Source organism: Phaeobacter sp. CC-HEC084 (assembly GCF_059429255.1).
Window position 1 is genome coordinate 1,854,589 of record NZ_JCAIJQ010000002.1, and the last position, 23,881, is coordinate 1,878,469.

Consider the following 23,881-nt stretch of genomic DNA (forward strand, 5'->3'; position numbering starts at 1 on the left):
GCGCCTGCTGCCCCTTGCCTTGACCCGGTATTTCGCCGCATAGGAAGGGCATGAGCCAGATCGACACCCTCCCCCCCCTGCGCGAGGTCATCGCGACGCATCAACTGTCCGCGCGAAAATCGCTGGGCCAGAACTTTCTGCTGGATCTCAACCTGACAGCAAAGATCGCCCGTCAGGCCGGCGACCTTACTGGTTGTGATGTGCTTGAGATCGGGCCCGGTCCCGGTGGCCTGACCCGTGGCCTGCTGGCCGAGGGCGCGCGCCGGGTGCTGGCAGTGGAAAAGGACAGCCGCTGCCTGCCGGTGCTGGAGGAGATCGCAGACGCCTATCCGGACCGTTTGCAGGTGATCAATGGCGACGCGCTTGAGATTGACCCGCTGCAATACCTGACGCCGCCGGTGCGGGTGGTAGCCAACCTGCCCTACAACGTCGGTACCGAATTGCTGGTGCGCTGGCTTACGCCAAAAGACTGGCCGCCGTTCTGGCAAAGCCTGACGTTGATGTTCCAACGCGAGGTGGCCGAACGCATCGTGGCGCAGCCCGGCTCCAAGGCCTATGGACGACTTGCCATTCTGGCGCAATGGCGCGCCAAGGCGCAGATCGTACTGTCGCTGCCGCCGGGCGCCTTTACCCCGCCGCCGAAGGTGAGCAGCGCCGTGGTACATCTGGAGGCGCTACCCGAACCGCGCTACCCGGCGGATGCGGCGACCCTGTCGCGTGTTGTGGCTGCGGCCTTCAACCAGCGTCGAAAAATGCTGCGTGCAAGCCTTAAAGGGGTGTCCCCGGATATCGAAGCGCACCTGGAGGCTGCGGGCATCCCCCCAACAGAACGCGCCGAGCAAGTGAGCCTGGAAGCCTTCTGCGCGCTGGCCCGCAGCCTGAAGCCAGTCACGTAAGACGCCGCCCCTGCCGCAACGCCCTCATTTGACGGTGCTCCAAACCTGTAGCCCAGAGCAAAAGAAAAACCCCGGCCCGCCATCGGCGACCGGGGTTCTCTATTTCGTTCGCAAAAGACCTGAACCACAGGGTGGACGCAGGAACGGGACACATCTGCCCCAATCCCATTGCAGCCCTTACTCAGCGGCTTCCGGAGTGTCTTCTGACGGTTTGGGCTTGGAGCGGCTGCGCGTGGGCTTCTTGGCCGGTTTCTTGGCCTCATCCTCTTTGCCTTCCGCTGCGGCCGGTTCTGCGACCTCGCCTTGTGCCCCTTCGGGCGCCTTCTTGGCGGCGGGCTTGCGCGGCGCGCGGGGTTTGCGCGGCGCAGATTTCTTCGGCGCAGCCTCGGAACTCGCGCTTTCCGGTGTCTCAACCAGACCGCTGTCCTGATCCTGACCGCCAGCTTCGCGCGGGTCGATCACTTCGGGCTGCGGCGCATCGGCGGGATCGGCTGCGGGTTTGGCCTGAGCCGCTTCGCGTTCCTGACGTTCCATCCGCTCGGCGCGTTCGCGATCACGTTCGGCCTGGCGTTCTCGGTTCTGCCGCTCCTGCTCTTCACGGCGCGCGTCGATTTCCCGCTGCGCTTCGTTCAGAAGGCGCAGGTAATGCTCGGCATGCTGCTGAAAGTTTTCAGCCGCAACGCGGTCATTGCTCAGCTGCGCATCGCGAGCCAGCTGGTTGTACTTGTCTATGATCTGCTGCGGAGTTCCGCGCACCTTGCCCTCGGGACCAGAGCTGTCAAAGACACGATTGACAACATTGGCGCCATTTGCAGGGCGATTTCGGTTCGACTTGGAACGCGAACGTGATTTTGACGATCTCATATGCCTAACGTCAGCCTTGATTGTAAGCGTCGTAGACCCAATCGAGCGCGCCTCAGCGCCGGGTCATCGACATTTTTGGGCTTGATGTCGCCGGGAGGAAAAACGCCCTCACCTTTGTGCGACAGTTTGAGTAACCACTTTAAGCGCCCCCATACAAGAGGCACAGCTTCTTTTTCGACCTTTTTTCTTTCTAAAGTGCGAATTTTCCCATTCGATCCGGCCTAGGCAGGCGCATTCCCGCAAACAACCCGGTCCCGTCCATCAAGATCGGGAAGAACCTGAACCGCCTCCAGCCCTGCCGCGCGGAACAGATCCGCGACATCCGCGCCCTGACTTGGGCCGATTTCGACCAGCAGCCGCCCCCCCGGCACAAGATGCTGCATGACACCGGCCAGAATACTGCGATAGGCGCCCAGACCATCGCCGCCATCGGTCAAGGCCATCTGCGGTTCATGGTCCAGAACCTCGGGGTCCAACGCCTCCATTTCAGACCGGGCGATATAGGGCGGGTTGGAAACGATCAGATCGAATGTCCCGCTCACGTTTTGCAACCAATCCGACTGGCGGATATCGGCGCGCTCCGCCACCCGGTGCAGCACCGCATTGGCGCTGGCCTGCAGGCAGGCGGCCTCGCTGAGATCGACGCCAAGCCCAGAGGCATCCGGCTGTTCTGCCAGCAACGTCACCAGAATGCAGCCCGACCCGGTGCCCAGATCCAGCACCCGCTTGAACGGACGCGACAGCGCGGCTTCGATCAGGGTTTCGGTTTCCGGGCGCGGGTCCAGAACCTCGCCCGAGACCTTGAAACGGCGACCGTAGAACTCCCGCTCGCCGATTAGATGCGACACAGGAACGCGCACGGCGCGCAGGGCCACAAGTTGCTCGAACCGGTCGGCGATCTCAGAAGACAGCTCTTCCGGAGCTATCAGTGTAACACGACTCGCTTCGATTCGCGCGGCATGCGCCAAAAGAACCCGTGCATCGCGTGCAGGATCAGGCACCCCGGCCGCCCGCAGCCGCGATGCTGCGGCAGCCATGGCCTGCGCTGCGGTATTTCCCGAATGCGTCACGTCACTGCCCCAGTTCGGCCAGAAGACGCGCCTGATCATCGGCCGTCAGCGCGTCGATGATCTCATCCAGATCGCCCTGCATGATCTGATCCAGCTTATAGAGCGTCAGGTTGATCCGGTGATCCGACATCCGCCCCTGCGGGAAATTATAGGTCCTGATCCGCTCCGAGCGATCGCCCGAGCCGACCTGGCTGGCGCGGCTTTCCGAACGCTCGCTGTCGATGCGCTGACGCTCCAGATCATAAAGCCGCGTGCGCAGCACCTGCATGGCAATCTCGCGGTTGCGGTGCTGAGATTTTTCCGAGCTGGTGACAACCGTGCCGGTCGGCAAGTGGGTGATCCGCACCGCAGAATCCGTGGTGTTGACGTGCTGCCCCCCCGCGCCAGAGGACCGCATGGTGTCGATACGCAGATCGTTCGCATCAATTTTGATGTCGACGTCCTCGGCTTCGGGCAGGACCGCGACGGTTGCCGCTGAAGTGTGAATACGGCCTCCGGATTCGGTGACGGGAACCCGCTGCACCCGGTGCACACCGGATTCATACTTCAGCCGGGCAAAGACATTCTCGCCCTTTATGTGGGCCACGACTTCCTTGATGCCCCCCAGTTCGGTGGCCTGTTCTTCCAGGATCTCGAACTTCCAGCCGCGCGCCTCGGCATAGCGCTGATACATGCGGAGCAGATCCCCCGCAAAAAGCGCCGCCTCGTCGCCGCCGGTGCCGGGACGGATTTCCAGGATCGCGGGCCGCGCGTCAGCCTTGTCCTTGGGCAGCAGCGACAGCTGCAGCTGATGTTCCGCTTCGGGCAGCGCCGCCTTCAGCGCCGGGATTTCCTCTTCGGCCAGTTCCTTCATATCGGGATCGGCCAGCATGGCTTCGGCCTCGGCCAGATCCGCCACCAGTTTGCGATAGGCCTGCACCTGCTCAACCACCGGCTTCAGATCGGAATATTCCTTGGCCAGGGTCGCAATATCGCCGCCGCTGGCACCATCTGCCATCGCCGCTTCAAGGTATTGAAACCGTTGCAGGATCTGCTCCAGCCGATCTTCGGGTACCATCGGGAACGCCTATTTTGTTCTTGTCATACGGGCCATGGGCCGCCGGGGCGCTTTGGCGCGGGCCGCGCCCTGTGATATGCTAGGGGCATGCATTATACCAGTCTCCTTATCGCAACAGCGCTGATCGGCACCGCCCTGCCCCTGCAGGCGGATGTCACCGGTCCGGGCGGCAAGGTGCTTGATTGCTATTGCACCGACAAATCCGGCAGCCGGGTCGAGCTTGGCGAGTTTCGCTGCCTCTCGGTGGATGGGCGCAGTTTCATGGCGCAATGCCAGATGTCCCTGAACGTGCCGATGTGGCGCGAGGTCCAGTCGGCCTGCCCTTCGGCCGCGCTGAACGGAGCGCAGTTGCCGCAAACCGAAACAGACCACCCGCTGCCGAGGCTTTAGGCGCAAGACCGCGAAACCGCGCGCACGCCGCACCTTGGTGCGGCGCCCGGCCCAACGGGAGCGGCGCATTCCACAATGCGCCTGCGACGGGCGGGAGCGCCTCCCCCTACTTGTTGAGCATCGCTGCCGGTTGAAAAAGCTGCGGGTTTCCTAGTCCACCGCAGCAGTGTCGCCCGCCATCTCCATCTGCGACAACCAGTTGTCGATCCGCGCCTTGTTGCTGCCCAAATCGGAGCGGCCAAAGCGCAGCCGAGCGTAGACCTTCAGCAACTCCCCATCCTGCCGGGCCGTGGTGTAATCGGGAAATCCGAACAGCTTGGTCCGGGTCACATAGGTCACCATCTGGTCCTCGACCGAGCCAGCGAGCAATTGCGTGCGCGGCGCCTGCCCGGCGATACGGTCGAACCGGCGCAGCCCGTCCGGGCCTGTGTTCACCACCCGGAAGATACCACCGCGAAATTCCTTGTCCTCGGACAGTTCCGGCTGGGTGTTCCAGTCCAAGGGATCAGAGGGCGCCAGCCGGATGAAGCCAAGCACCACAACGACAGCAGCAAGAACGATCCACCCAAGCAGCATAACACGTCCCATCTGGTCTCCCCCCGCCCCGTCTGCTGTCACCGCAGACCGCGGTGCCCTGCGCCGCGGCTGAGGTTGCCTATTTCGTCTTCACACCCGGCAGCACGCACATCAATTCGTACAGCAGGTTCGCCGCCGTCAGCGCCGTGTTGCCCGATGCATCATAGGGCGGCGACACCTCGACCAGATCGCAGCCCACGATATTGAGCCCCTTCAGGGACCGGATCAGCTCCAGCGCCTGCGGTGTCGTCAGCCCGCCGATTTCAGGCGTGCCGGTGCCCGGCGCATAAGCCGGGTCAAGACTATCGATATCATAGGTCACATAGACCGGCCTATTGCCGATATCGCGACGAATTTCCGCACCCATATTGTGCAGCTGCCGCCCCCACAGCTCCTGCGCCGGGAAATGCTGGAAGCCCCAGGACTGCGCCTCGGCAAAATCCTGTGCCGAATAGCCGGTGCCGCGAATGCCGATCTGATAGGTCTTGTCGGGAACGACCAGCCCTTCTTCATAGGCGCGGCGGAAGACGGTGCCATGGGTTTCCTTTTCGCCGAACATCTCGTCGTTGACGTCGGCGTGGGCATCCACATGAACCAGCGCCACGGGGCCATATTTCGCGGCGATGGCGCGCAGAATCGGCAGGGTGATGGAATGATCACCGCCCATGGCCACCGGAATGGCCGAGCCCGACAGGATCGCCGCATAGCTGTCCTGGATGATGCGCAGCGAATCCTTCAGCGAAAAGGTATTGATCGCCAGATCGCCGATATCGGCGATGTTCAGGCTGTCAAAGGGCGCCGCGCCGGTGGCCATGTTATAGGGCCGCAGCATCGCGCTTTCGGAGCGGATTTGTTTCGGGCCAAACCGGGTGCCCGAGCGCCAGGAGGTGCCGATGTCCATCGGAATGCCCAGCACCGCCACGTCCAGCCCGGTCAGCGAGGTCGCTTGCGGCAGCCGCATAAAGGTATTGGGCCCGGAGAACCGCGCCAGATCGTTGCCACTGATGGGTTGATTGAACTCTGCCATTCTCTGCTCAGCCATTCTTCTTTGTCATATTCCAGCCCAGAAGGCAGATGATTTCCATCGCCACATGAGCCCCCGCAATCGCCGTCGCGCCGGTAGTATCGAACGGAGGCGAAACCTCCACCACATCGCCGCCCTTGATGTTGATCCCGGCGATATCACGCAGGATCCGCGCCACCTGCGCCGAGGTCAGCCCGCCCCAGACCGGAGTGCCGGTACCGGGCGCATAAGCCGGGTCCAGCCCGTCGATGTCAAAGGTCAGATAGGTGGGCCGGTCGCCGAGGATGTCCTTGATGCGGCGGGCAGTCTCTGCCGGGCCGATCTCATGCACGGTGGGGGCGTCGATGATATTGACGCCCAGCGTGTCCTCGTTGGTGGTGCGGATGCCCACCTGAACCGAGGTCGCAGGGTCCACGATCCCCGATTTCACCGCCTTATAGAACATGGTGCCGTGATCCACGCGCGAGAAATCATCATCGGCCCAGGTGTCGGTATGGGCATCAAACTGCAACAGCGAGATCGGACCGTATTTCTCGGCATAGGCTTTCAGGATGGGAAAGCTGATGTAGTGATCGCCGCCCAGCGTGACCGAAGCGGTGTCGCTGTCGAGAATGCCCTTGATATGGGCCTGCAGGGTGCCGGGAAAGGCCGGGACGTTGGCATAGTCAAAGGCCAGATCGCCGTAATCCGCAATCGCCAGTTCGCTGAGGGGATCAAAGCCCCAGCCATAGGGGGCATCGGGGCTTTGCAAGAGGCTCGCCTCGCGGATCGCGCGCGGGCCCAGCCGGGTGCCGGGGCGGTTGGTCACCGCCTGATCAAAGGGCACGCCGGTAACGGCGATATCCGCGGCGCTCAGATCCTTGGTGTAGCGGCGGCGCGCAAAGGACGGTGCCCCGCCAAAGGTGTTCTCATAGCTGAGCCCCTTCAGGTCTTCGCGGGTGAAAGCCTGATCCACCTGGGTCTTTGCGTCTTCCAATGCCATCGGCCGGCCCCGTTACAAGTTGTTAACCCCGTTTCAGCCGGGAATACCCGACTGAAACTATGTTGTCACCTGCTGAGGGTGGTATGAATACCCGCCCTTGCAAGCCAGTCACGCTGCGGGTTGTGCGCGCTCCACCAGACGGGCGAAAAAGGACGCCCCGACCGGCGCGATGGCATCATTAAAGTCATACTTGGGGTGGTGCAGCCCGGCGGTATCGCCCTGGCCGATATACAGATAGGCGCCGGGGCGGGCGTTCAGCATGTAAGAGAAATCCTCGGCCCCCATGTCGCGGGTGGCATCGGGGACAACCCGGTCCTCGCCGACGATTTCGCGCGCGACGCCGACAGCAAAATCCGCCTTGTCCGCATCGTTGATGGTCGCGGGATAGCCGACCTCGTAATCCAGCGTCGCTTCGACGCCGTAAGAGACCGCCTGCCCCGCCACGATCTCCTCCATGCGGCGCATCACCATGTCCTGCACTTCCGGATCAAAGGTGCGGACGGTGCCGTTGATATAGGCCGTGTCGGGAATGACGTTGTCGACGGTGCCGGTATGGATCTGGGTGACCGAGACCACCAGATCCTGAAGCGCATAGTGATTACGGCTGACGATGGTCTGTATCGCCTGGGCAATGCCGCAGGCCGCCATCACCGGATCGCGGGTCTCGTGCGGCATGGCGCCGTGCCCGCCAACCCCCTGAATACGCACATGGAAGGTATCCACCGCCGCCATGATCGGCCCCGGCGTGGTCAGGAAACTGCCCTCGGCCAGCCCCGGCAGATTGTGCAGCGCGTAGACCTCGCCGATGTTGAATTGCTCCATCACGCCTTCTTCTACCATGATACGGGCACCGCCGATGGCCTCTTCGGCGGGTTGGAAGATCAGCGCGACGCGGCCACTGAAATTACGCGTCTCGGCGAGGTATTTCGCTGCGCCCAGCAGCATGGTGGTGTGTCCGTCATGGCCGCAGGCGTGCATGTTGCCCGCGTGGCCCGAGACATATTCGACGCCGGTTTCCTCGGGGATGGGCAGTGCATCCATGTCGGCGCGCAGGCCGATCGTGGGCGCATCCGGCGCGTCATGCCCCTGACCGTTGATGATCGCCACCATGCCGGTCTGAGCGATGCCCTCGTGCAGCTCATCCACACCGAATTCGCGCAGGCGCTCGGCCACGAATGCGGCGGTCTTGGGCAGATCCAGCGCCAGCTCCGGGATCTGGTGCAGATGGCGCCGCCATGCGGTCATATCAGTGGCAAAATCGGCGATGCGGTTGACGACCGGCATGGGGTGGACTCCTTGGTCAGACTCGGGATGATGCATCTGACACCGATCAATAGGCAGCTGCAATGGCCGATACAGAGCTCATCCACGACGAAACCGCCGGAATCGAACGACTTTTGGAAATCATGCGCGCCCTGCGGAATCCCAAAACGGGCTGCCCCTGGGATGTGGCGCAGGATTTCGCCACCATCGCGCCCTATACCATCGAAGAAGCCTATGAGGTCGCCGATGCGATCGAGCGCGAAGCCTGGGATGAGCTGAAGGGTGAGCTGGGCGATCTGCTGTTCCAATCCGTCTTTCACGCGCAGATGGCCGAGGAAGCCGGGCATTTTAGCTTTCAGGACGTAGTCACCACCATGTCGAACAAGATGGTCAGCCGTCATCCGCATGTCTTTGGTGACGAATCGCGTGATAAATCCCCCGAGCAGCAGACCCGCGACTGGGAGGCGATCAAGGCCGCAGAACGCGCGGGCAAGGCACAACAGGGCACGCTGGATGGCGTCGCCGTCGGTCTACCCGCACTGCTGCGGGCGCATAAGCTGCAAAAACGCGCCGCCCGGGTGGGGTTCGACTGGCCCGATGCCAGCCACGTGATCGACAAGATCCAGGAAGAGGCCGCCGAACTGGTGGAGGCGCGGGACGAGCTGACACAGGACGCGGTGGAAGAGGAATTCGGCGATCTGATGTTCGTGATGGCCAATCTGGGCCGCCATCTGGGGGTCGAACCCGAGGCCGCCCTGCGCCGCGCCAACGCAAAATTCATCCGCCGGTTCGAAGGCGTCGAAGCGCGTCTGGCCGATCTGGGCAAACGCCCCGAGGACAGCACGCTTGAAGAGATGGACGCCCTGTGGGATGCCGAAAAGGAAGCCCAGCGCGCCAAAGCCACCTGACCGTGACCAAAAGAGATACAGAAAGACCTTTCATGACCGCACGCAAGATCATCATCGACACGGATCCCGGCCAGGACGATGCCGTTGCCCTGCTGCTGGCGCTGGCCAGCCCCGACGAGCTGGAGGTGCTGGGCATCACCTGCGTCGCTGGCAACGTGCCGCTATCGCTCACGCAGAAGAACGCCCGCATGATCTGCGAAGTCGCTGGGCGCAGCGATGTGCCGGTATTGGCGGGCTGCGATGCGCCACTGGCCCGGCCGCTGGTGACGGCTGAACATGTGCACGGCAAGACCGGCCTTGATGGCCCCGAGCTGTGGGAGCCCCAACTGCCGCTGACCGACGGGCACGCAGTGGATTTCATCATTCACAACCTGCGTCGCCACGCGCCCGGCTCGGTCACCCTCTGCCCGCTGGGTCCGCTGACCAATATCGCGACGGCCTTCAAAAAGGCGCCAGATATTATCGACCGGGTGCAGGAGATCGTACTGATGGGCGGCGCCTATTTCGAAGTCGGCAATGTCACCCCCGCCGCCGAATTCAACATCTACGTCGACCCCGAGGCTGCCGAAACCGTCTTTACCTCCGGCGTGCCGCTGGTTGTGATGCCGCTGGATGTCACCCACAAGGCGCTGGCAACCCGGCCCCGGGTCGCTGCGATCCGCGCTTTGGATACTCGCGCCGGTCATTTCACCGCCGATATGCTGGATTTCTTTGAACGGTTTGATGTGGCCAAATACGGCTCTGAAGGCGGACCGCTGCACGATCCCTGCGTCATCGCACATCTGCTGCAACCTGATCTCTTTTCAGGTCGTCACGTGAACGTTCAGGTCGAAACCGGATCGGAGCTGACCCTCGGCATGACTGTCGCCGACTGGTGGGGCGTCACCGACCACGCGCCCAATGCCATGTTCATGGGCGATGTGGACGCGGACGGCTTTTTCGCCCTGATCACCGACCGTCTGGCCCGGCTATGAGCGCCGCACTGCATCTCGCCAAGCCCGAGCATCTGGGCAAGCTCCTGCCGCTGGTCGCAGCCTGCCATGAGGAGATGGGCATCGACAGCAGCGCCGAGCAGCGCGAGGCGGCAATCGCGCCGCTGCTGGAGGGCATGCCTTATGGCGCAGTCTATATCATCGGCCCCACCCGTGCGCCCATTGGCTATATCGTGGTCACCTTCAGTTGGTCGGTCGCCTTTGGCGGCATGGACGGCATGGTGGATGAGATCTACATCCGCCCCGCCGTACGCGGCCGCGGCATTGCCACCGAAGTGCTGACAGAATTGCCCAAAACCCTGGCCGAAGCCGGGATCACGGCGCTGCATCTCACCGTCGATCAGGCCAATGAACAGGCACAGCGCCTTTACGCCCGCGCCCGTTTTCAGCCGCGCGAAGGCGAGATGCTGATGAGCAAGAGACTCATCCCCTGAGGCCCCAAACAGCGCATCAGGCAGGTTTTCGCCACTTTGGGCGTGTCCTTCGGATTTTTCCCAAAAGTTGATCCAGGACAGATCGGGGCGCTGAAATCGGCGCAATACTCCCCCTCAGACCACTGACAGGAGATGTCCGATGAAAGCAAAACTCACCGCACTCACCGCTGCTGCCGTTCTAGCCCTGACCGGTTGCGAGAACCTGACCACCGAACAACGCACCGTCGTTGGTGTCACCGGCGGCGCCGCTGCCGGTCTGATCGCCGCCGAGGCGCTGGATGCCAACAAGAACTGGCGCATCATCGCTGCCCTTGCCGGTGCGGCAGCTGGCACCGTGGTGGCCCAGAACCAGGCCACAAACACCTGCGCCTATGCCCGCGGCGACGGCACCTATTACGAAGCGCCCTGCCCCTGATCGCAATCTGACACCGCGCGCCTTGACCGGTGCCCTGACCGGGTGCTAGCGAGGCTTACGCTGAAAAACGCAGGGCCGGTCCGGTTATCCCGGCCCTTGCGGGACGCCGCCCTAAAGCGGCGCCTGCAAGAGTTAGTCAGGCTGGACATCCCTGCCTGAACCCGCAGCAGTCCCCGTCACTGGGGTGCTGCGGTATATCGTGAAATGACCCGTCGCATCCCGTTTACACAGATAGAAAACGGAGTGCGTTCATGCCTCACCCCAAAACGACAGTCATCCTCGCCCAGTTCTTCATCGCGCTGATGATGGCCTTTCTGATGACCGGTATCTTCACCGCCTTTCCCACCGGCTTTGCGCCCGGATGGGTTGGCCTCTGGCTGGGACGGTTCGTGATCGCGATGCCCATCGCCTTTGTCCTGTCGCTGGGCGTCGGCCCACTCGCCTTTTTCCTGGCCAGCCGCCTGATCCGCCTCCTGACGCTGTCACGCAGCGCCGGGTGAACCGCCCGCAGGACACGCAAAAGGCCCCGCCGATACCGACGGGGCCTTTCATCAGATCTGTCGCCTGATCCTTATTTCAGGATCGAACGGCCTGCGTATTCGGCCACTTCGCCCAGCACTTCTTCGATGCGGATCAGCTGGTTGTATTTCGCGAGCCGGTCGGAGCGCGCCAGCGAGCCGGTCTTGATCTGGCCGCAGTTGGTGGCAACCGCGAGATCGGCAATGGTGGCGTCCTCGGTCTCGCCCGAACGGTGCGACATCACGTTGGTAAAGCCCGCGCGGTGCGCCATGTCGACGGCCCGCAGGGTTTCGGTCAGCGAGCCGATCTGGTTCACCTTGACCAGCATCGAGTTGGCCGAGCCGCGCTGGATGCCTTCGGCCAGACGCGCCGGGTTGGTCACAAACAGATCGTCACCCACCAGCTGCACCTTGTCGCCGATGGCGTCGGTCAGGGCTTTCCAGCCGTCCCAATCGTCTTCGCCCATGCCGTCTTCGATCGAGATGATCGGGTAATCGTTCACCAGCGCCGACAGGTAAGCGACGTTTTCATCGCTCGACAAGGTCTTGCCTTCGCCCGAAAGAACGTATTTGCCGTCCTTGTAGTATTCGGTGGCGGCACAATCGAGCGCCAGATAGATGTCCTCACCCGGGCGGTAGCCTGCCTTCTCGATGGACTTCAGAACGAAATCCAGCGCTTCACGAGTCGATGCGATATTGGGGGCAAAGCCGCCCTCGTCGCCGATCCCCGTGCTGAGGCCCGCTGCGGTCAGCTCTTTCTTCAGGGTGTGGAACACTTCGGCGCCCATGCGCACGGCGTCACGGATATTCTCCGCGGCCACCGGCATGATCATGAATTCCTGAATGTCGATCGGGTTGTCGGCATGTTCGCCGCCGTTGATGATATTCATCATCGGCACCGGCAGAACCCGCGCCGAGGTGCCGCCCACATAGCGGAACAGCGGCTGGGTGGTGAAATCGGCAGCCGCCTTGGCCACGGCCAGCGATACGCCCAGAATGGCATTGGCGCCCAGACGGCCCTTGTTGGCGGTGCCGTCCAGTTCGATCATCGCGCTGTCGATGGCAACCTGCTCGGTCGCGTCAAAGCCGACCAGCTCTTCGGCAATCTCACCGTTGACGGCGGCCACGGCCTCCAGAACGCCCTTGCCCATGTAACGGCTCTTGTCACCGTCGCGCTTTTCCACCGCTTCATGGGCGCCGGTCGATGCGCCCGAGGGGACAGCGGCGCGGCCCATGGTGCCGTCTTCGAGGATCACATCAACCTCGACGGTCGGGTTGCCCCGGCTGTCAAGGATTTCGCGGGCGTGAATGTCGATAATGGTGCTCATCGGTCGGTTCCTGACTGTGGCAATTGGTTGCCAGCGTCATAGCAGCCGAGGGCAGATTGTAAACCGTTTCCGTTATCGCTAACGCGCCTTTATTTCACCGGTTAGGGCTAACAATTCGCTGTTTGCGCCAACAGTTTTGCAGCTGCGGCGATGTGCCTGATCAGGCCGCCGCCGGAACGGCGCGGGCCAGTCGACGTTCGCGCAGGAAGGTGTAAAGGCCAGAGGCTATGATCAGCCCGGCCCCGGCCAGGGTCATGGCATCGGGGCGTTCGTTGAACATGATGACGCCCGCCAGCAGCGAAAAGACAAGCCGCGTATAGCGGAAGGGCGTCACAGCCGAGGCATCCCCGACCCGCATCGCCGAAACAATACCGTAGTAACCCAACACACCGAACAGAACGCCGCCCAGCATCATCAGCGTTTCGCCCCCCTCCAGCGCCCGCGCCTCTCCGGGCGTCAGCACCAAGAGCAGCGCCGCCGCCGGAATGACGGCTGCAAAGGCCTGAAAACTGACCACGGTGGAGGGCACGGCACTGTCCATCACACGTGTCAGCAGATCCCGCGCGGCAACCGCCCCAACCGAGACCAGCACCAGCAGGGCAGCAGGCTCAAATCCGCTGAGCCCCGGCCGGATGATCATCAGAACCCCGGCGAAACCAACAAGGATCGCGCTCCAGCGCCGCCAGCCGACCTGCTCACCCAGAAACAGCGCCGCGCCCATAGTGATGACAAGCGGCGTTGCCTGAAACACGGCGGCCACAACGGAAATATCCACCAGCGCCAGCGATGTGGCAAAGCTGACTGCAGCCAGCGCCTCGGTCAGGGCGCGCAGCACCGGCATCCGGCGCCAGGCGCGCGGGGCAAAGATCCGGTGCCCCTGCAATTTCGCCAGAACTGCAAAGACGCTGCCGCTGCCGAGCCCCAGAAGGATCAGGATCTGCCCCACCGGAAGCCCCTCGGAGAGGGTCTTGATGAACATATCCTCCAGGGTGAAGGCTGCCATCGCTCCGATGACCAGAAGAATACCGTTAATGTTGTTCATGCGCGCGCCCTTCCTGTGCCCGGCCCCCGCGATAGGCGCCCTGCAAATCCGGGCATGCCCAGCATTGCCGCCACCGGCAAGCGGTTTCGCGACAGGATGATGCAACATGTTGTGATGTTAATCATCACGCATCGTGATGAATGTAGCTTGTCAGCTCTTTTTTGTCGGCACGCCGTAGAGTTCCAGCTTGTGTCCCTTCAGCTGGTATCCAAGCTTGGCCGCGATCTTTTCCTGCAGCGCCTCGATCTCGGGGTCGCAGAATTCGATCACTTCACCAGTGTTGATGTCGATCAGGTGGTCATGATGCTCGCGGTCCGCGTCCTCGTAACGGGCGCGGCCGTCGCCAAATTCCAGCCGGTCCAGAATACCGGCCTCTTCGAACAGCTTTACCGTGCGATATACCGTGGCCAGCGAAATCCCGGCATCCAGCGCGCTGGCCCGGGCGTAGAGTTCCTCCACATCCGGATGATCATCGCTGTCCTGCAGGGCGCGCGCAATCACACGGCGCTGGCCGGTCATACGCAGGCCCTTGGCCTCGCAGCGGGCGATAATCGATTCTGCCATCGCAGTCCTCTCCGTTTCTGGGCTCCCTGTGTAACGAACCAAGCTCGGGGCGCAAACCGTCAAATCACCTGTCGTGCCCATTGACATTCCGAGCCGGGGCCTCCATTTGGGCGTCAGGCATCCATCCCTGCCGCGTGAGCAGAGACGGCCCGGTTGCACCTGAGGTGCAGGCATTTCCCGGCGTCTTAGTGATATGCCCGTGTTCCCAAAATCACGCGTGGGGCGTTTGCAGAGGCCAGCGGCCTGGCATCCGGCCAGCTCCCGCCCGAGGTCCCTGCCCCACCCATCTCCGCAATCCGGGACGCAGTCCCGGAGCTGCGGCACCGGTCTTTTGCATGATGCGAAGGCCGCGAAAGGACGACAAGTGACTGAATTTTCGACTATGGGGCTGCCGCAGCAGCTTCTCGCCCGCCTTGATGACATGGGTCTGAAGGATCCGACCCCGATTCAGGCGCGCGCCATTCCCCATGCCCTGAACGGCGAGGACGTACTGGGTTTGGCCCAGACCGGTACCGGCAAGACCGCCGCCTTTGGCATTCCGCTGATCACCCGCATGCAGGACTATGGCCGCAAACCAGCGGCCAAGACCGTGCGCGGTCTGGTTCTGGCGCCGACCCGCGAACTGGCCAACCAGATCGCCGCGACCCTCAAAGGGCTGACCGAAGGCTCCCCGATGAAGATCGGCCTGGTGGTCGGCGGTGTTTCGATCAACCCGCAGATCCAGCGTATTGCCCGCGGCACCGATATTCTGGTGGCCACCCCCGGCCGCCTGCTGGACATTCTGGACCGTAACGCGCTGGATCTTGGCTCCTGCGACTTCCTGGTGCTGGACGAGGCCGACCAGATGCTGGACCTCGGCTTCATCCACGCCCTGCGCAAGATCTCGGCCCTTCTGCCGGAAGAGCGCCAGACCATGCTGTTCTCTGCCACCATGCCGAAACAGATGAACGAGATCGCCAACTCCTACCTGCAGCGCCCGGTGCGCATCGAAGTGACCCCTCCGGGCAAACCGGCGGCCAAGGTCACCCAATCGGTGCATTTCATCGCCAAGGCGGAAAAGCTGAGCCTGCTGAAAGAGTTGCTGACCGAGCACAAGGACGAGCGCACGCTGGTCTTTGGCCGCACCAAACACGGCATGGAAAAGCTGATGCGGGTGCTGGACAAGGCCGGTTTCGCCGCTGCCGCAATCCACGGCAACAAGAGCCAGGGTCAGCGCGAACGTGCCCTTGCCGCCTTCAAATCCGGTGAGATCAAAGTGCTGGTGGCCACCGATGTGGCCGCGCGGGGTCTGGATATCCCAGACGTGAAATACGTCTACAACTACGAACTGCCCAATGTGCCGGATGCCTATGTGCACCGCATCGGCCGCACCGCACGCGCGGGCAAGGACGGTCAGGCCGTCGCATTCTGCGCACCGGACGAGATGGATGAGCTGAAGGCGATCCAGAAGACCATGAAGATCACCATTCCGGTCGCCTCGGGCCGCCCGTGGGAAGTGCTGCCCGATCCGGCAGCGCCCAAGGGGCGTCGTGGCGGCCCGGGTGGCGGCGGCAAACCCGGCGGCGGCGGACGCCCCGGTGGCAACCGTCGGCGTCGTGGCGGCGGCGGAGGCCGCGGTGGCCAGGGTCAAAGCGGCGGTCAAGGTGGCAGCGGCCAGGGCAACGGACAAGGCGGCCAGCGCCGTCGCTCCAGCTAAGCCAAAGCTGCTAACAGATCAGAAAAATCGGAAACCGCCGCGCCATTGTGTGGCGGTTTTCTTTGTGCGGCGGATGCCTAACCGGCGCGCCGCAGATCCGCCCAGACCGGCAGGTGGTCTGAGGCGATATGCGCTGGCTGCGCCTGATGCACCCCAGCCCGCACCACCTCCAGACCTGTGCTATGGGCAATTCGGTCCAGCGCGCCAAGCGGTCGCAGCGCCGGAAAACTGGGGGCAGGCGGCAGGAACCGCATCATCGGCGCCAGCCGGTCCAGGACAGAGCTGCGCGACCAATCGTTGAAATCACCACCCCAGACCGTCGGCATATCGGTCCATTTCGCGCTGTGCTGCGCCAGATGCCGCACCTGCGCCCGCCGCGCCCGCCCGGTGAGCCCCAGGTGCGCGCCTACCACGCGCAGGGGGCCGATGGGGGTGTCAAAGGCCGCCCAGACCGCGCCGCGCGGCTCCAGGCCCGGCAGGTCGATATGCCCCTTGTCGCACAGGGAAATGCCCTGGCCCTTCCAGATCACCGCATTGCCATGCCAGCCCAGCGATCCGGCCCCGCCCAGATCTACATCCTGCCAACCCGCCTCGTTCAGAACGAAATGCGGCAGCGCCGCGGGCCGGGGCGGCAGACGCTTGTCCGCCTCCTGCAACAGCACGATCCGCGCGCCCATGTCCTCCAGCACGTTCAGGATACGGCGTGGCTGGCGGCGCAGGTCCAGACCAACGCATTTCTGAATGTTGTAACTGGCCAGACGCAGGGTGGTCTCGGGCATGGGCGCTCCTTTCCCTGCCAGTGTTCATCGCCCGCAAAGCCGGTGCAAGCCAAGATCGCCTTGCCTGCGTCAAGGCGCGCACGATTGCAGCCGATTTTGGCGAAACGTCTTGCTTGACAGTCCGTTACCTCCCGGTGCTGATGCGCCCATGACGGAAAAAAGATCCATGGACGCCGCGGGCGCCCTTGCCCTGACCGGCTTTGCTGCCCTTCTTGGCTTCAATCAGGTTGTTATCAAGATCGCCAACGGTGGCTTTGGCCCGGTGTTCCAGGCCGGGCTGCGCTCGCTTATCGCGCTGGCGGTGATCCTCATTTGGGTCTGGCTGCGCCGCTCAAGGCTGCGCCCCGAAGGCGGCATGCCAGCGGGGGTCCACGGCTGGGGCATCGTGGTGGGCCTCTTATTCACTGGTGAATTCATCTGCCTGTTCTGGGCGCTGGATGTCTCATCGGTGTCGCGGGTGACGATCATTTTCAACTCGATGCCCGTGTGGCTGGCGCTGGCCGCGCATCTGTGGCTGCCGGGAGAACGCTTGAGCGGGCTGCGCGTTGTTGGCCTGGTGCTGGCGATGGGCGGTGTGGTTCTGGCGGTGCTGGACCGGGACGCCAGCGGCGCTTCGGTTCTGGGCGATGTGCTGGCGCTTATCTCGACCCTGTGCTGGGCCGGGCTGGCCTTCTGCGTGCGGGCAACGCCCTTGTCGCGGGTGCCCGCGGTGACGCAGCTGGTCTACCAACTGGCGGTCTCGGCCGTGCTGTTGCTGGCACTGTCGCCGCTTTTCGGGCCGCTGCTGCGCGCACCCGAGCCGATCCATATCGCAGGCGTGCTGTTTCAGGCCATTGCGATTGCCAGCCTCGGATACCTGCTGTGGTTCTGGCTGTTCACCATCTACAAGGCCGGCTCGGTCGCCTCCTTCAGCTTTCTCTCGCCGGTGCTGGCGGTGGTGATGGGCTGGCTGATCCTTGGCGAGACACTGTCATATGAGGTCTGGCTGGCACTGGCACTGGTGGCGGCAGGCGTCTTCCTGATCAACCGCCCCGACAAACGCACCACAATCGGATAAGCAAGCTCTCCCGCCCGTCGCGGACGCATCACAGATGTATCCGCTCCCCTTGGGTCTGGTGCGTCAAGGCGCGCACGCCGTGCGCAGCACGGCGCCGGGCCCAAGGGGGAGAGCGCCTCCGCAAGGAGGCCGAGCCCGCGCGGGAGCGCTGCCCATGCTTCTCTGCCTCAGGTGCCGCAGAAAGTTGCTGCGACCATCTCTTCGGGGCGCGGCGGGTTTTGCAGCTCCGCGTGCTCCGGCTGATCCTCATAGGGACGTGCCAGCACCAGATTGAGCCGTTCAAACGGCGCCATGTCGCCATGGACCGCAGCCGCTATCATCTCTTCGATACGGTGGTTGCGCGGTATGAAGGCCGGGTTGACCTGCCGCATCAGCGCCTCGGGGTTTTCCTCTGTCTCTAACCGCTGGCGCCAGCCCATCGCCCAGCTGTCAAAGGCCGCAGGGTCAAGGAACTGGTCACGGGCATTCTCACCAGCTAGCGCCCGGAAGGCGTTGGTGAAATCCGCCTGCCCCGCCGCCATACGCTCCAGCAGATCCTCGATCAGCGCCATGTCGCCCTCTTGCGGCGTGGCGATGCCGACCTTTGCGGCAAAGCGACTGAGCCATTCCTGCTCGATCACCCCCGGCATGGCATGCACGATCTCGGTGGCTTCCTCCACACCCGCCTGCGGATCGTCCAGCTGCTGGATCAGCGCCGTGGCCAGCTGCGCGAGGTTCCAGACGATGATCCCCGGCTGGTTGTCGTAAGCATAGCGCCCCATCCGGTCGATCGAACTGAAGACCTGCGAAGGGTTGTACGTATCCATGAAGGCGCAGGGGCCGTAATCGATCGTCTCGCCCGAAATGGCGCAATTGTCTGTATTCATCACGCCGTGGATAAAGCCCACCGACATCCACTGCGCCACCAGCTGCGCCTGTACATCGCGCACCGCGCGCAACAGGCTCATGGGACCCTGGGCATCCGGGTAGTGCCGATCGATGGCGTATTGCGTCAGCCGCTGCAGCGCCGCGACATCACCGCGCGCAGCAAAGATCTGGAAGGTTCCCACCCGCAGATGGCTTGCCGCCACCCGCGTCAAGACCGCGCCGGGCTTGGCGCCTTCACGCCAGACGGGATCGCCGGTTTCTACTGCGGCCAGCGCCCGCGTGGTGGGGATGCCAAGCGCATGCATCGCCTCGGACACCACGTATTCCCGCAACACCGGCCCCAGCCAAGCCCGCCCGTCGCCTTGCCGCGAATAGGGCGTACGGCCTGAGCCTTTGAGCTGGATATCCCGGCGCTTGCCGTCGCTGCCGATGGTTTCGCCCAAAAGGATCGCGCGCCCATCCCCCAGCTGCGGATTGAAGTTGCCGAACTGATGCCCGGCATAAAGCTGCGCCAGCGGATCGGCCCCCTCGGGGATGCGGTTGCCGCCGAACACCTCGGCCATCTCCGGCAGATCGCCCGTGGTGATCCCCATGAGCTGTGCCAGATCGTTGTTGAAGGCAAGCAGGCGGGGCGCGGACACCGGTTCCGGCACCTGTTTGCTGTAGAACTGAGGCGCAAGCTGCGCGTATGTGTTGTCAAAGGGGATGTGCAATGTCATGGCCCAAACATATGCGGCAAGGCACGGATTGCCAGATCAAACAGGCACAGACAGCAGGAAAGAGGCGCGGATGACGGCGGATCAGATCATCGAAAAGCTGAAACTGGAACCCCACCCCGAGGGCGGCTGGTACCGGCAGACCTGGGTTGCCGAGAACGACGGGCGCCCCACCGGCACTTGCATCTATTTCCTGCTCAAAGCGGGGGAAGCCAGTCACTGGCACCGCGTCGATGCGGCCGAGATCTGGCTGTATCACGCAGGCGCGCCGCTGGTCCTGTCGCTGTCCAAAACAGATGAAGGCCCCGCCACAGATCACCTTTTGACCCCGGATCTGACGAAGGGCGCGCCGCAGCTGATCGTGCCCACAGGTCACTGGCAGGCTGCCCGCACGACCGGAGACTATACCCTGGTCAGCTGCACTGTATCGCCTGGGTTCCGGTTCGAAGGGTTCGAGCTGGCCGCGCCAGAGTTTGATATTCCGCGCGCATAACCCTTTGGCGCGCCCCCTCTGACACGGCCGCAAGGCCGGGTCGCGCCCGACCCTCCCCACGGGAGGGCGCATTCGCCCCCTCCCAGGGTCAGGCCCGCCCCTTCGTTCTACATGAAGGCCACCTACCCCTCGCCCGGCACGCTCACCACACCACCGCCGACACAGGCGCGCACGCCAGTGGTGCCGGGACAGGAGGTCGGCATGCCCCGCGCCACCCGCACCGCCAGATGGGCAAAAGCCTGCGCCTCCAGCATGTCGCCATCAAGGCCAACGTCCTCGACCGGTTTGACCGGGCAATCGAGTGAGACCCGCAGCATCTCCATCAGCACTGGGTTCTGCCGCCCGCCGCCGGTGACCAGCACCATCTCGGGCGGCTCGGGGCAATGCTCCATCCCCTGCGCCACGGCGGCGGCACACATGGCGGTCAGCGTCGCTGCGGCATCCGCATCGCTCAGCTCCCCGACCAGCTCTACCATTTCGGAGAAATCGTTCCGATCCAGTGACTTCGGCGGCATCTTTGCAAAGAACCCCTCAGCCAGGAACAACTCCAGTGCGCCCTCTTCGACCTGCCCCTTGCGGGCAATCGCGCCATCCTTGTCAAACGGCAACCCCAGCCGCGCCTGCAGCAGATCGTTGAGCGGTGCATTGGCTGGCCCGGTGTCAAAGGCCAAGAGCGCGCCGGGATCTTCGGGTCGCTCGAACCGCGGATCCACATAGGTGAGATTGCCAACCCCGCCGAGGTTCAGAAAGCATAGCGGGCGCGTCGCGCCGATGTATTTGGCGCAGGCAAAGTGGAAGAATGGCGCCAGCGGCGCGCCCTCACCGCCAAGGGCCACGTCATCAGAACGGAAATCCCAGACCACGGGCCGTCCCAACGCCTCGGCCAGGGCCGCGCCATCGCCCACCTGCAGCGTGCCCTGTCTGCGCGGCGCATGGGCCAGGGTCTGACCGTGAAATCCGACAATCTGCGCGGCGGGAAACCCGGACAAAAGCTCGGCATGGACCTGATCGGTCAGAACGCCTGCGGCCTCAACCTCTGGCCCTGACCAATGGCCGAGCCCCGCACGCAGCACTGCGCGCTCCGCCTCGCTATAGGGGCGGTAACCACTGTCGCCAAAGGCAAAGATCCGGTCTCCATCGGTGTCCACCAACGCCGCATCCACCCCATCCAGCGAGGTGCCACTCATGGCGCCAAGCGCGATCACCCTACCGGTTTTTGCAATCGCTCGTGTCATTTCCCTGCCCTTCAGCCAGATCAACCGGGCCCGCCTGCCTGCAGACTGCCCAACGCGCATGGATTTTCTGCGCAAAAGCAGGTTCCATGTGCCCCTTTTGCGTTTTATACACCACGTCGCAATAGACAAGCCGAGGCATGCCATGACCTATCATCCCAAATCGGATTTCATCACCGTGATGATGGAGCGCGGGTTTCTCGCCGACTGTACGGACTATCAAGGTCTGGACGAGGCGCTGATGACCCCTGGCCAGTCCGGCTATATCGGCTTTGACGCCACAGCGAAATCGCTGCACGTGGGATCGCTGATCCAGATCATGATGCTGCGCTGGCTGCAAAAGACCGGCCACAAGCCGATCACCCTGATGGGCGGCGGCACCACCAAGGTGGGCGATCCGTCGTTCCGTGCAGATGAACGCCCGCTGCTGACGCCCGAACAGATCGACGACAATATAGCGGGAATCAAAAAGGTGTTTTCGGCCTATGTCGATTATGGCGACGGCCCGAATGGCGCCATGATGATCAACAACGACGAATGGCTGAGCGATCTCAACTACCTTGAGTTCCTGCGCGACATCGGGCGGCATTTCTCGGTCAACCGGATGCTGTCCTTTGAAAGCGTGAAATCGCGGCTGGACCGGGAACAATCGCTCAGCTTCCTCGAATTCAACTACATGATCCTGCAGGCCTATGACTTCCTGGAGCTGAACCGCCGCTATGGCTGCATCCTGCAGATGGGCGGCTCGGACCAGTGGGGCAATATCGTCAACGGTATCGACCTGACCCGCCGGGTGCTGGATCACGAGATCTACGGTCTGACCTCGCCGCTGCTGACCACTTCGGACGGCAAGAAGATGGGCAAGTCGCAGAACGGCGCGGTCTGGCTGAACCCGGATATGCTCTCCCCGTATGAGTTCTGGCAGTTCTGGCGCAACACCACCGATGCCGACGTGGGCCGGTTCCTGAAGCTCTACACCGAGATGCCGCTGGACGAATGCGAGCGCCTGGGCGCACTGGCCGGATCCGAGATCAACGAGGCCAAGGTGATCCTCGCCAATGAGGTGACCACCCTACTGCACGGCGCCGACGCGGCCGCCGCTGCCGAGGCCACCGCACGCGAGGTGTTCGAGAAAGGCGGCGTCGGGGACGATCTGCCGACGCTGACCCTAACCCCTGCCGATCTGGGCGACGGAATTTCGATCGTGCAGTTGATCGTGAAATCGGGCCTGGCGAAATCCGGCAAGGAGGCCAAGCGGCTGATCTCCGAGAATGGCGCGCGCATCGACGATGCTCCGCTAAGCGACGCGGGCCTGATGATCGACGCAGGCGCGCTGGCCTCTCCGATCAAGCTGAGCGCGGGCAAGAAACGCCACGCGCTGGTGCAACTGGCCGATTAAGCGCCTCTGGCTATGTGACGAAGAACGTTGAAGAGGCAGGGCTTCCTGCCTCTTTTTTGTTGCTGCCTGCGCTGCTCTGCCTGCCGTGTCGGCTCTTCTCCTCCCACGGGAGTGGGAGTGCCCCGTTATTGAGCGCAGAGCACACCGCACCCGGCGGCGGGGCTAGAAGAACAGAAACTCCGCCAGCGTCAGCAGGATGAAGACCGGAACCGACAGGCCCGTCGCCACAAGAAGGGCTGCGGTCTTGGTGATCCGGGGGCTGGGGGCGCATTGGCCCAGAACCTGGGACTGTTTTTTCATGTGCCCCATTAACCCTGAATTAGGTTTCCACTCGGTAAACATATAGGCATGTTTGATTTCATTCCTGCCGAAACGGCCCAGACCTCGACCCAGCCCGGACGGCACGACACCTTGCCCCAATCCGAAGAATTTCTGCGCGCGCTGCGGGCGACCGGGCAGGATCCGTTGGTCCTGGAGCGGATGAACAATACCACCGTTCTGCGGCAACGGTTCTGGGGCCGCATCGACGTCGCCATGGTCAACCGCGCCACGGTGCACAAACCCCTACGCCTGCTGGAAATGCTGCAAGAAGAAGGCCTGCGCCGCACGCCGGTGATCCTGTCACCGGAAACACCCACACCCGAACTGGCCCGCCACGGCGCGGTGCCTCTGATGGGGCCCGCCAGCGTTGCCCGGTTGAAGCTGGCGCCCTGCCCCGATGCCCGCCGCGCCGCACTACATCAGAAATGGCGCAACCGGCTAAAACACGGTGAATCTCAATCCCTGCGCCTGACGCGGCAGAACATGCCGGTGGATCCGACTCACTGGCTGTTTGCGGCCGATCAGGCAAAGCAAACCGAACGCGGCTATCGCAGCTGGCCCGTCGGCCTGACTCTAGCCTATGCGCAGGCCAACCCCGGCACGGCGAAACTGTTCCAGGCCTTCGAGGGCAAACAGCCTGTGGCGGCGATTCTGGTGCTGCGCCACGGGCAGCATGCGACCTACCACCTGTCCCACAGCAGCGACCGCGGCAAACAGCTGTCGGCCCATAACCTGTTGATGTGGGAAGCGATGAGCTGGCTCTCGGCCCAGGGCTGCAAAACGCTGGATCTTGGCGTTATCAACACCGAAGACGCGCCTGGCCTCGCCCGGTTCAAACTTGGCACCGGCGCCGACCTGCACCGTCTTGGCGGCACCTGGATTTTCTGGCCGCCGATGGGCCGCCTGCTGGCGCCACTGGCGCGGCTGGACCGGCGCATGATGACGGCGGGTACCGCTGGACAGATCTGATCCCCCATGTTTATTTGAACACATGTTCA

General features: G+C 63.3%; 26 protein-coding genes. 12 read left to right on the top strand and 14 right to left on the bottom strand.

Annotated features, from left to right (window positions below; translation table 11 throughout):
- Positions 1 to 50: 50 nt before the first annotated feature.
- The gene (gene rsmA, locus AC5SSZ_RS09050; protein ID WP_495437962.1) at positions 51 to 896 is read left to right on the top strand and encodes a 16S rRNA (adenine(1518)-N(6)/adenine(1519)-N(6))-dimethyltransferase RsmA; all 846 of its coding nucleotides are present in this window, start codon (positions 51 to 53) and stop codon (positions 894 to 896) included.
- A 177-nt stretch (positions 897 to 1,073) separates the two neighbouring features.
- Here rsmA and AC5SSZ_RS09055 read toward each other — a convergent pair whose 3' ends face one another.
- The 3 genes from AC5SSZ_RS09055 to prfA form a co-directional block, all read right to left on the bottom strand.
- Complete coding sequence (locus tag AC5SSZ_RS09055) at positions 1,074 to 1,760, bottom strand: DUF4167 domain-containing protein (RefSeq protein WP_274828494.1); 687 nt, start codon at positions 1,758 to 1,760, stop codon at positions 1,074 to 1,076.
- Positions 1,761 to 1,981: 221 nt separating this feature from the next.
- The gene (prmC, locus tag AC5SSZ_RS09060) at positions 1,982 to 2,869 is read right to left on the bottom strand and encodes a peptide chain release factor N(5)-glutamine methyltransferase (RefSeq protein WP_495437964.1); all 888 of its coding nucleotides are present in this window, start codon (positions 2,867 to 2,869) and stop codon (positions 1,982 to 1,984) included.
- Positions 2,832 to 3,887 (bottom strand): peptide chain release factor 1, encoded by a 1,056-nt coding sequence (gene prfA, locus AC5SSZ_RS09065; protein WP_065273272.1) that lies wholly within the window; start codon positions 3,885 to 3,887, stop codon positions 2,832 to 2,834. The genes prmC and prfA overlap by 38 nt, the downstream gene beginning before the upstream one ends.
- Before the next feature lie 87 nt (positions 3,888 to 3,974).
- Between prfA and AC5SSZ_RS09070 the strand changes: the two genes are divergently transcribed.
- Positions 3,975 to 4,277, top strand: coding sequence for a hypothetical protein (locus tag AC5SSZ_RS09070; RefSeq protein WP_274828497.1), 303 nt, complete (start codon positions 3,975 to 3,977; stop codon positions 4,275 to 4,277).
- Positions 4,278 to 4,427: 150 nt separating this feature from the next.
- Here AC5SSZ_RS09070 and AC5SSZ_RS09075 read toward each other — a convergent pair whose 3' ends face one another.
- The 4 genes from AC5SSZ_RS09075 to AC5SSZ_RS09090 form a co-directional block, all read right to left on the bottom strand.
- The gene (locus AC5SSZ_RS09075; RefSeq protein ID WP_065273270.1) at positions 4,428 to 4,865 is read right to left on the bottom strand and encodes a DUF1499 domain-containing protein; all 438 of its coding nucleotides are present in this window, start codon (positions 4,863 to 4,865) and stop codon (positions 4,428 to 4,430) included.
- 67 nt (positions 4,866 to 4,932) lie between these two features.
- Positions 4,933 to 5,880: an agmatinase gene (gene speB, locus AC5SSZ_RS09080; RefSeq protein ID WP_274828932.1), complete on the bottom strand. Its 948-nt coding sequence runs from the start codon at positions 5,878 to 5,880 to the stop codon at positions 4,933 to 4,935.
- Positions 5,881 to 5,887: 7 nt separating this feature from the next.
- Positions 5,888 to 6,859 (bottom strand): agmatinase, encoded by a 972-nt coding sequence (gene speB, locus AC5SSZ_RS09085; RefSeq protein ID WP_274832012.1) that lies wholly within the window; start codon positions 6,857 to 6,859, stop codon positions 5,888 to 5,890.
- 108 nt (positions 6,860 to 6,967) lie between these two features.
- Positions 6,968 to 8,143 (bottom strand): M20 aminoacylase family protein, encoded by a 1,176-nt coding sequence (locus tag AC5SSZ_RS09090; protein WP_065273267.1) that lies wholly within the window; start codon positions 8,141 to 8,143, stop codon positions 6,968 to 6,970.
- Positions 8,144 to 8,205: 62 nt separating this feature from the next.
- Between AC5SSZ_RS09090 and mazG the strand changes: the two genes are divergently transcribed.
- The 5 genes from mazG (at position 8,206) to AC5SSZ_RS09115 (ending at position 11,371) form a co-directional block, all read left to right on the top strand.
- Positions 8,206 to 9,030 carry a nucleoside triphosphate pyrophosphohydrolase gene (mazG, locus tag AC5SSZ_RS09095; protein ID WP_495437969.1) on the top strand — a complete coding sequence of 275 codons (825 nt, stop codon included), beginning with the start codon at positions 8,206 to 8,208 and terminating at the stop codon, positions 9,028 to 9,030.
- A 32-nt stretch (positions 9,031 to 9,062) separates the two neighbouring features.
- Positions 9,063 to 10,004, top strand: a complete 942-nt coding sequence (locus tag AC5SSZ_RS09100) for a nucleoside hydrolase (protein ID WP_065273265.1) — start codon at positions 9,063 to 9,065, stop codon at positions 10,002 to 10,004.
- Positions 10,001 to 10,456 (top strand): GNAT family N-acetyltransferase, encoded by a 456-nt coding sequence (locus tag AC5SSZ_RS09105; protein WP_274832010.1) that lies wholly within the window; start codon positions 10,001 to 10,003, stop codon positions 10,454 to 10,456. Before AC5SSZ_RS09100 ends, AC5SSZ_RS09105 begins: the two co-directional genes overlap by 4 nt.
- Before the next feature lie 139 nt (positions 10,457 to 10,595).
- Positions 10,596 to 10,871 carry a YMGG-like glycine zipper-containing protein gene (locus tag AC5SSZ_RS09110; RefSeq protein ID WP_274832009.1) on the top strand — a complete coding sequence of 92 codons (276 nt, stop codon included), beginning with the start codon at positions 10,596 to 10,598 and terminating at the stop codon, positions 10,869 to 10,871.
- Positions 10,872 to 11,122: 251 nt separating this feature from the next.
- A complete protein-coding gene (locus AC5SSZ_RS09115; RefSeq protein ID WP_274828503.1) occupies positions 11,123 to 11,371 on the top strand; it encodes a DUF2798 domain-containing protein in 249 nt (82 codons plus the stop codon).
- Between the two features lie 71 nt (positions 11,372 to 11,442).
- Here the strand turns inward: AC5SSZ_RS09115 and eno are convergent, their stop codons facing one another.
- The 3 genes from eno to AC5SSZ_RS09130 all read right to left on the bottom strand — a co-directional run bounded on the left by eno (position 11,443) and on the right by AC5SSZ_RS09130 (position 14,323).
- Positions 11,443 to 12,717: a phosphopyruvate hydratase gene (eno, locus tag AC5SSZ_RS09120; RefSeq protein ID WP_065273261.1), complete on the bottom strand. Its 1,275-nt coding sequence runs from the start codon at positions 12,715 to 12,717 to the stop codon at positions 11,443 to 11,445.
- Positions 12,718 to 12,877: 160 nt separating this feature from the next.
- Entirely contained in the window at positions 12,878 to 13,759 is an 882-nt protein-coding gene (locus AC5SSZ_RS09125; RefSeq protein ID WP_274836811.1) for a DMT family transporter, read from the bottom strand.
- A 150-nt stretch (positions 13,760 to 13,909) separates the two neighbouring features.
- Positions 13,910 to 14,323: a Fur family transcriptional regulator gene (locus tag AC5SSZ_RS09130; RefSeq protein ID WP_065273259.1), complete on the bottom strand. Its 414-nt coding sequence runs from the start codon at positions 14,321 to 14,323 to the stop codon at positions 13,910 to 13,912.
- A gap of 364 nt (positions 14,324 to 14,687) precedes the next feature.
- Here AC5SSZ_RS09130 and AC5SSZ_RS09135 point away from each other — a divergent pair, with 364 nt between their 5' ends.
- On the top strand, positions 14,688 to 16,019 hold the full coding sequence (locus AC5SSZ_RS09135) for a DEAD/DEAH box helicase (RefSeq protein WP_065273258.1): 1,332 nt from the start codon (positions 14,688 to 14,690) through the stop codon (positions 16,017 to 16,019).
- A gap of 77 nt (positions 16,020 to 16,096) precedes the next feature.
- Here AC5SSZ_RS09135 and AC5SSZ_RS09140 read toward each other — a convergent pair whose 3' ends face one another.
- Positions 16,097 to 16,798 (bottom strand): endonuclease/exonuclease/phosphatase family protein, encoded by a 702-nt coding sequence (locus tag AC5SSZ_RS09140; protein WP_274833713.1) that lies wholly within the window; start codon positions 16,796 to 16,798, stop codon positions 16,097 to 16,099.
- A gap of 148 nt (positions 16,799 to 16,946) precedes the next feature.
- Between AC5SSZ_RS09140 and AC5SSZ_RS09145 the strand changes: the two genes are divergently transcribed.
- Positions 16,947 to 17,855, top strand: a complete 909-nt coding sequence (locus tag AC5SSZ_RS09145) for a DMT family transporter (RefSeq protein ID WP_495437975.1) — start codon at positions 16,947 to 16,949, stop codon at positions 17,853 to 17,855.
- A gap of 167 nt (positions 17,856 to 18,022) precedes the next feature.
- On the opposite strand, the gene AC5SSZ_RS09150 is transcribed toward AC5SSZ_RS09145, so the two are convergent.
- Entirely contained in the window at positions 18,023 to 19,441 is a 1,419-nt protein-coding gene (locus tag AC5SSZ_RS09150) for a protein adenylyltransferase SelO (RefSeq protein ID WP_495437976.1), read from the bottom strand.
- A gap of 70 nt (positions 19,442 to 19,511) precedes the next feature.
- Between AC5SSZ_RS09150 and AC5SSZ_RS09155 the strand changes: the two genes are divergently transcribed.
- Entirely contained in the window at positions 19,512 to 19,931 is a 420-nt protein-coding gene (locus AC5SSZ_RS09155; protein ID WP_274832002.1) for a cupin domain-containing protein, read from the top strand.
- Between the two features lie 122 nt (positions 19,932 to 20,053).
- Here the strand turns inward: AC5SSZ_RS09155 and AC5SSZ_RS09160 are convergent, their stop codons facing one another.
- Complete coding sequence (locus tag AC5SSZ_RS09160; protein WP_495437979.1) at positions 20,054 to 21,166, bottom strand: anhydro-N-acetylmuramic acid kinase; 1,113 nt, start codon at positions 21,164 to 21,166, stop codon at positions 20,054 to 20,056.
- 142 nt (positions 21,167 to 21,308) lie between these two features.
- Between AC5SSZ_RS09160 and tyrS the strand changes: the two genes are divergently transcribed.
- On the top strand, positions 21,309 to 22,562 hold the full coding sequence (gene tyrS / locus AC5SSZ_RS09165; protein ID WP_274868799.1) for a tyrosine--tRNA ligase: 1,254 nt from the start codon (positions 21,309 to 21,311) through the stop codon (positions 22,560 to 22,562).
- 162 nt (positions 22,563 to 22,724) lie between these two features.
- On the opposite strand, the gene AC5SSZ_RS09170 is transcribed toward tyrS, so the two are convergent.
- On the bottom strand, positions 22,725 to 22,862 hold the full coding sequence (locus AC5SSZ_RS09170; protein ID WP_274831999.1) for a hypothetical protein: 138 nt from the start codon (positions 22,860 to 22,862) through the stop codon (positions 22,725 to 22,727).
- 48 nt (positions 22,863 to 22,910) lie between these two features.
- On the opposite strand from AC5SSZ_RS09170, the gene AC5SSZ_RS09175 reads away from it, so the two are divergent.
- Positions 22,911 to 23,852 carry a GNAT family N-acetyltransferase gene (locus AC5SSZ_RS09175; protein WP_495437982.1) on the top strand — a complete coding sequence of 314 codons (942 nt, stop codon included), beginning with the start codon at positions 22,911 to 22,913 and terminating at the stop codon, positions 23,850 to 23,852.
- The last annotated feature ends 29 nt before the right edge of the window (positions 23,853 to 23,881 follow it).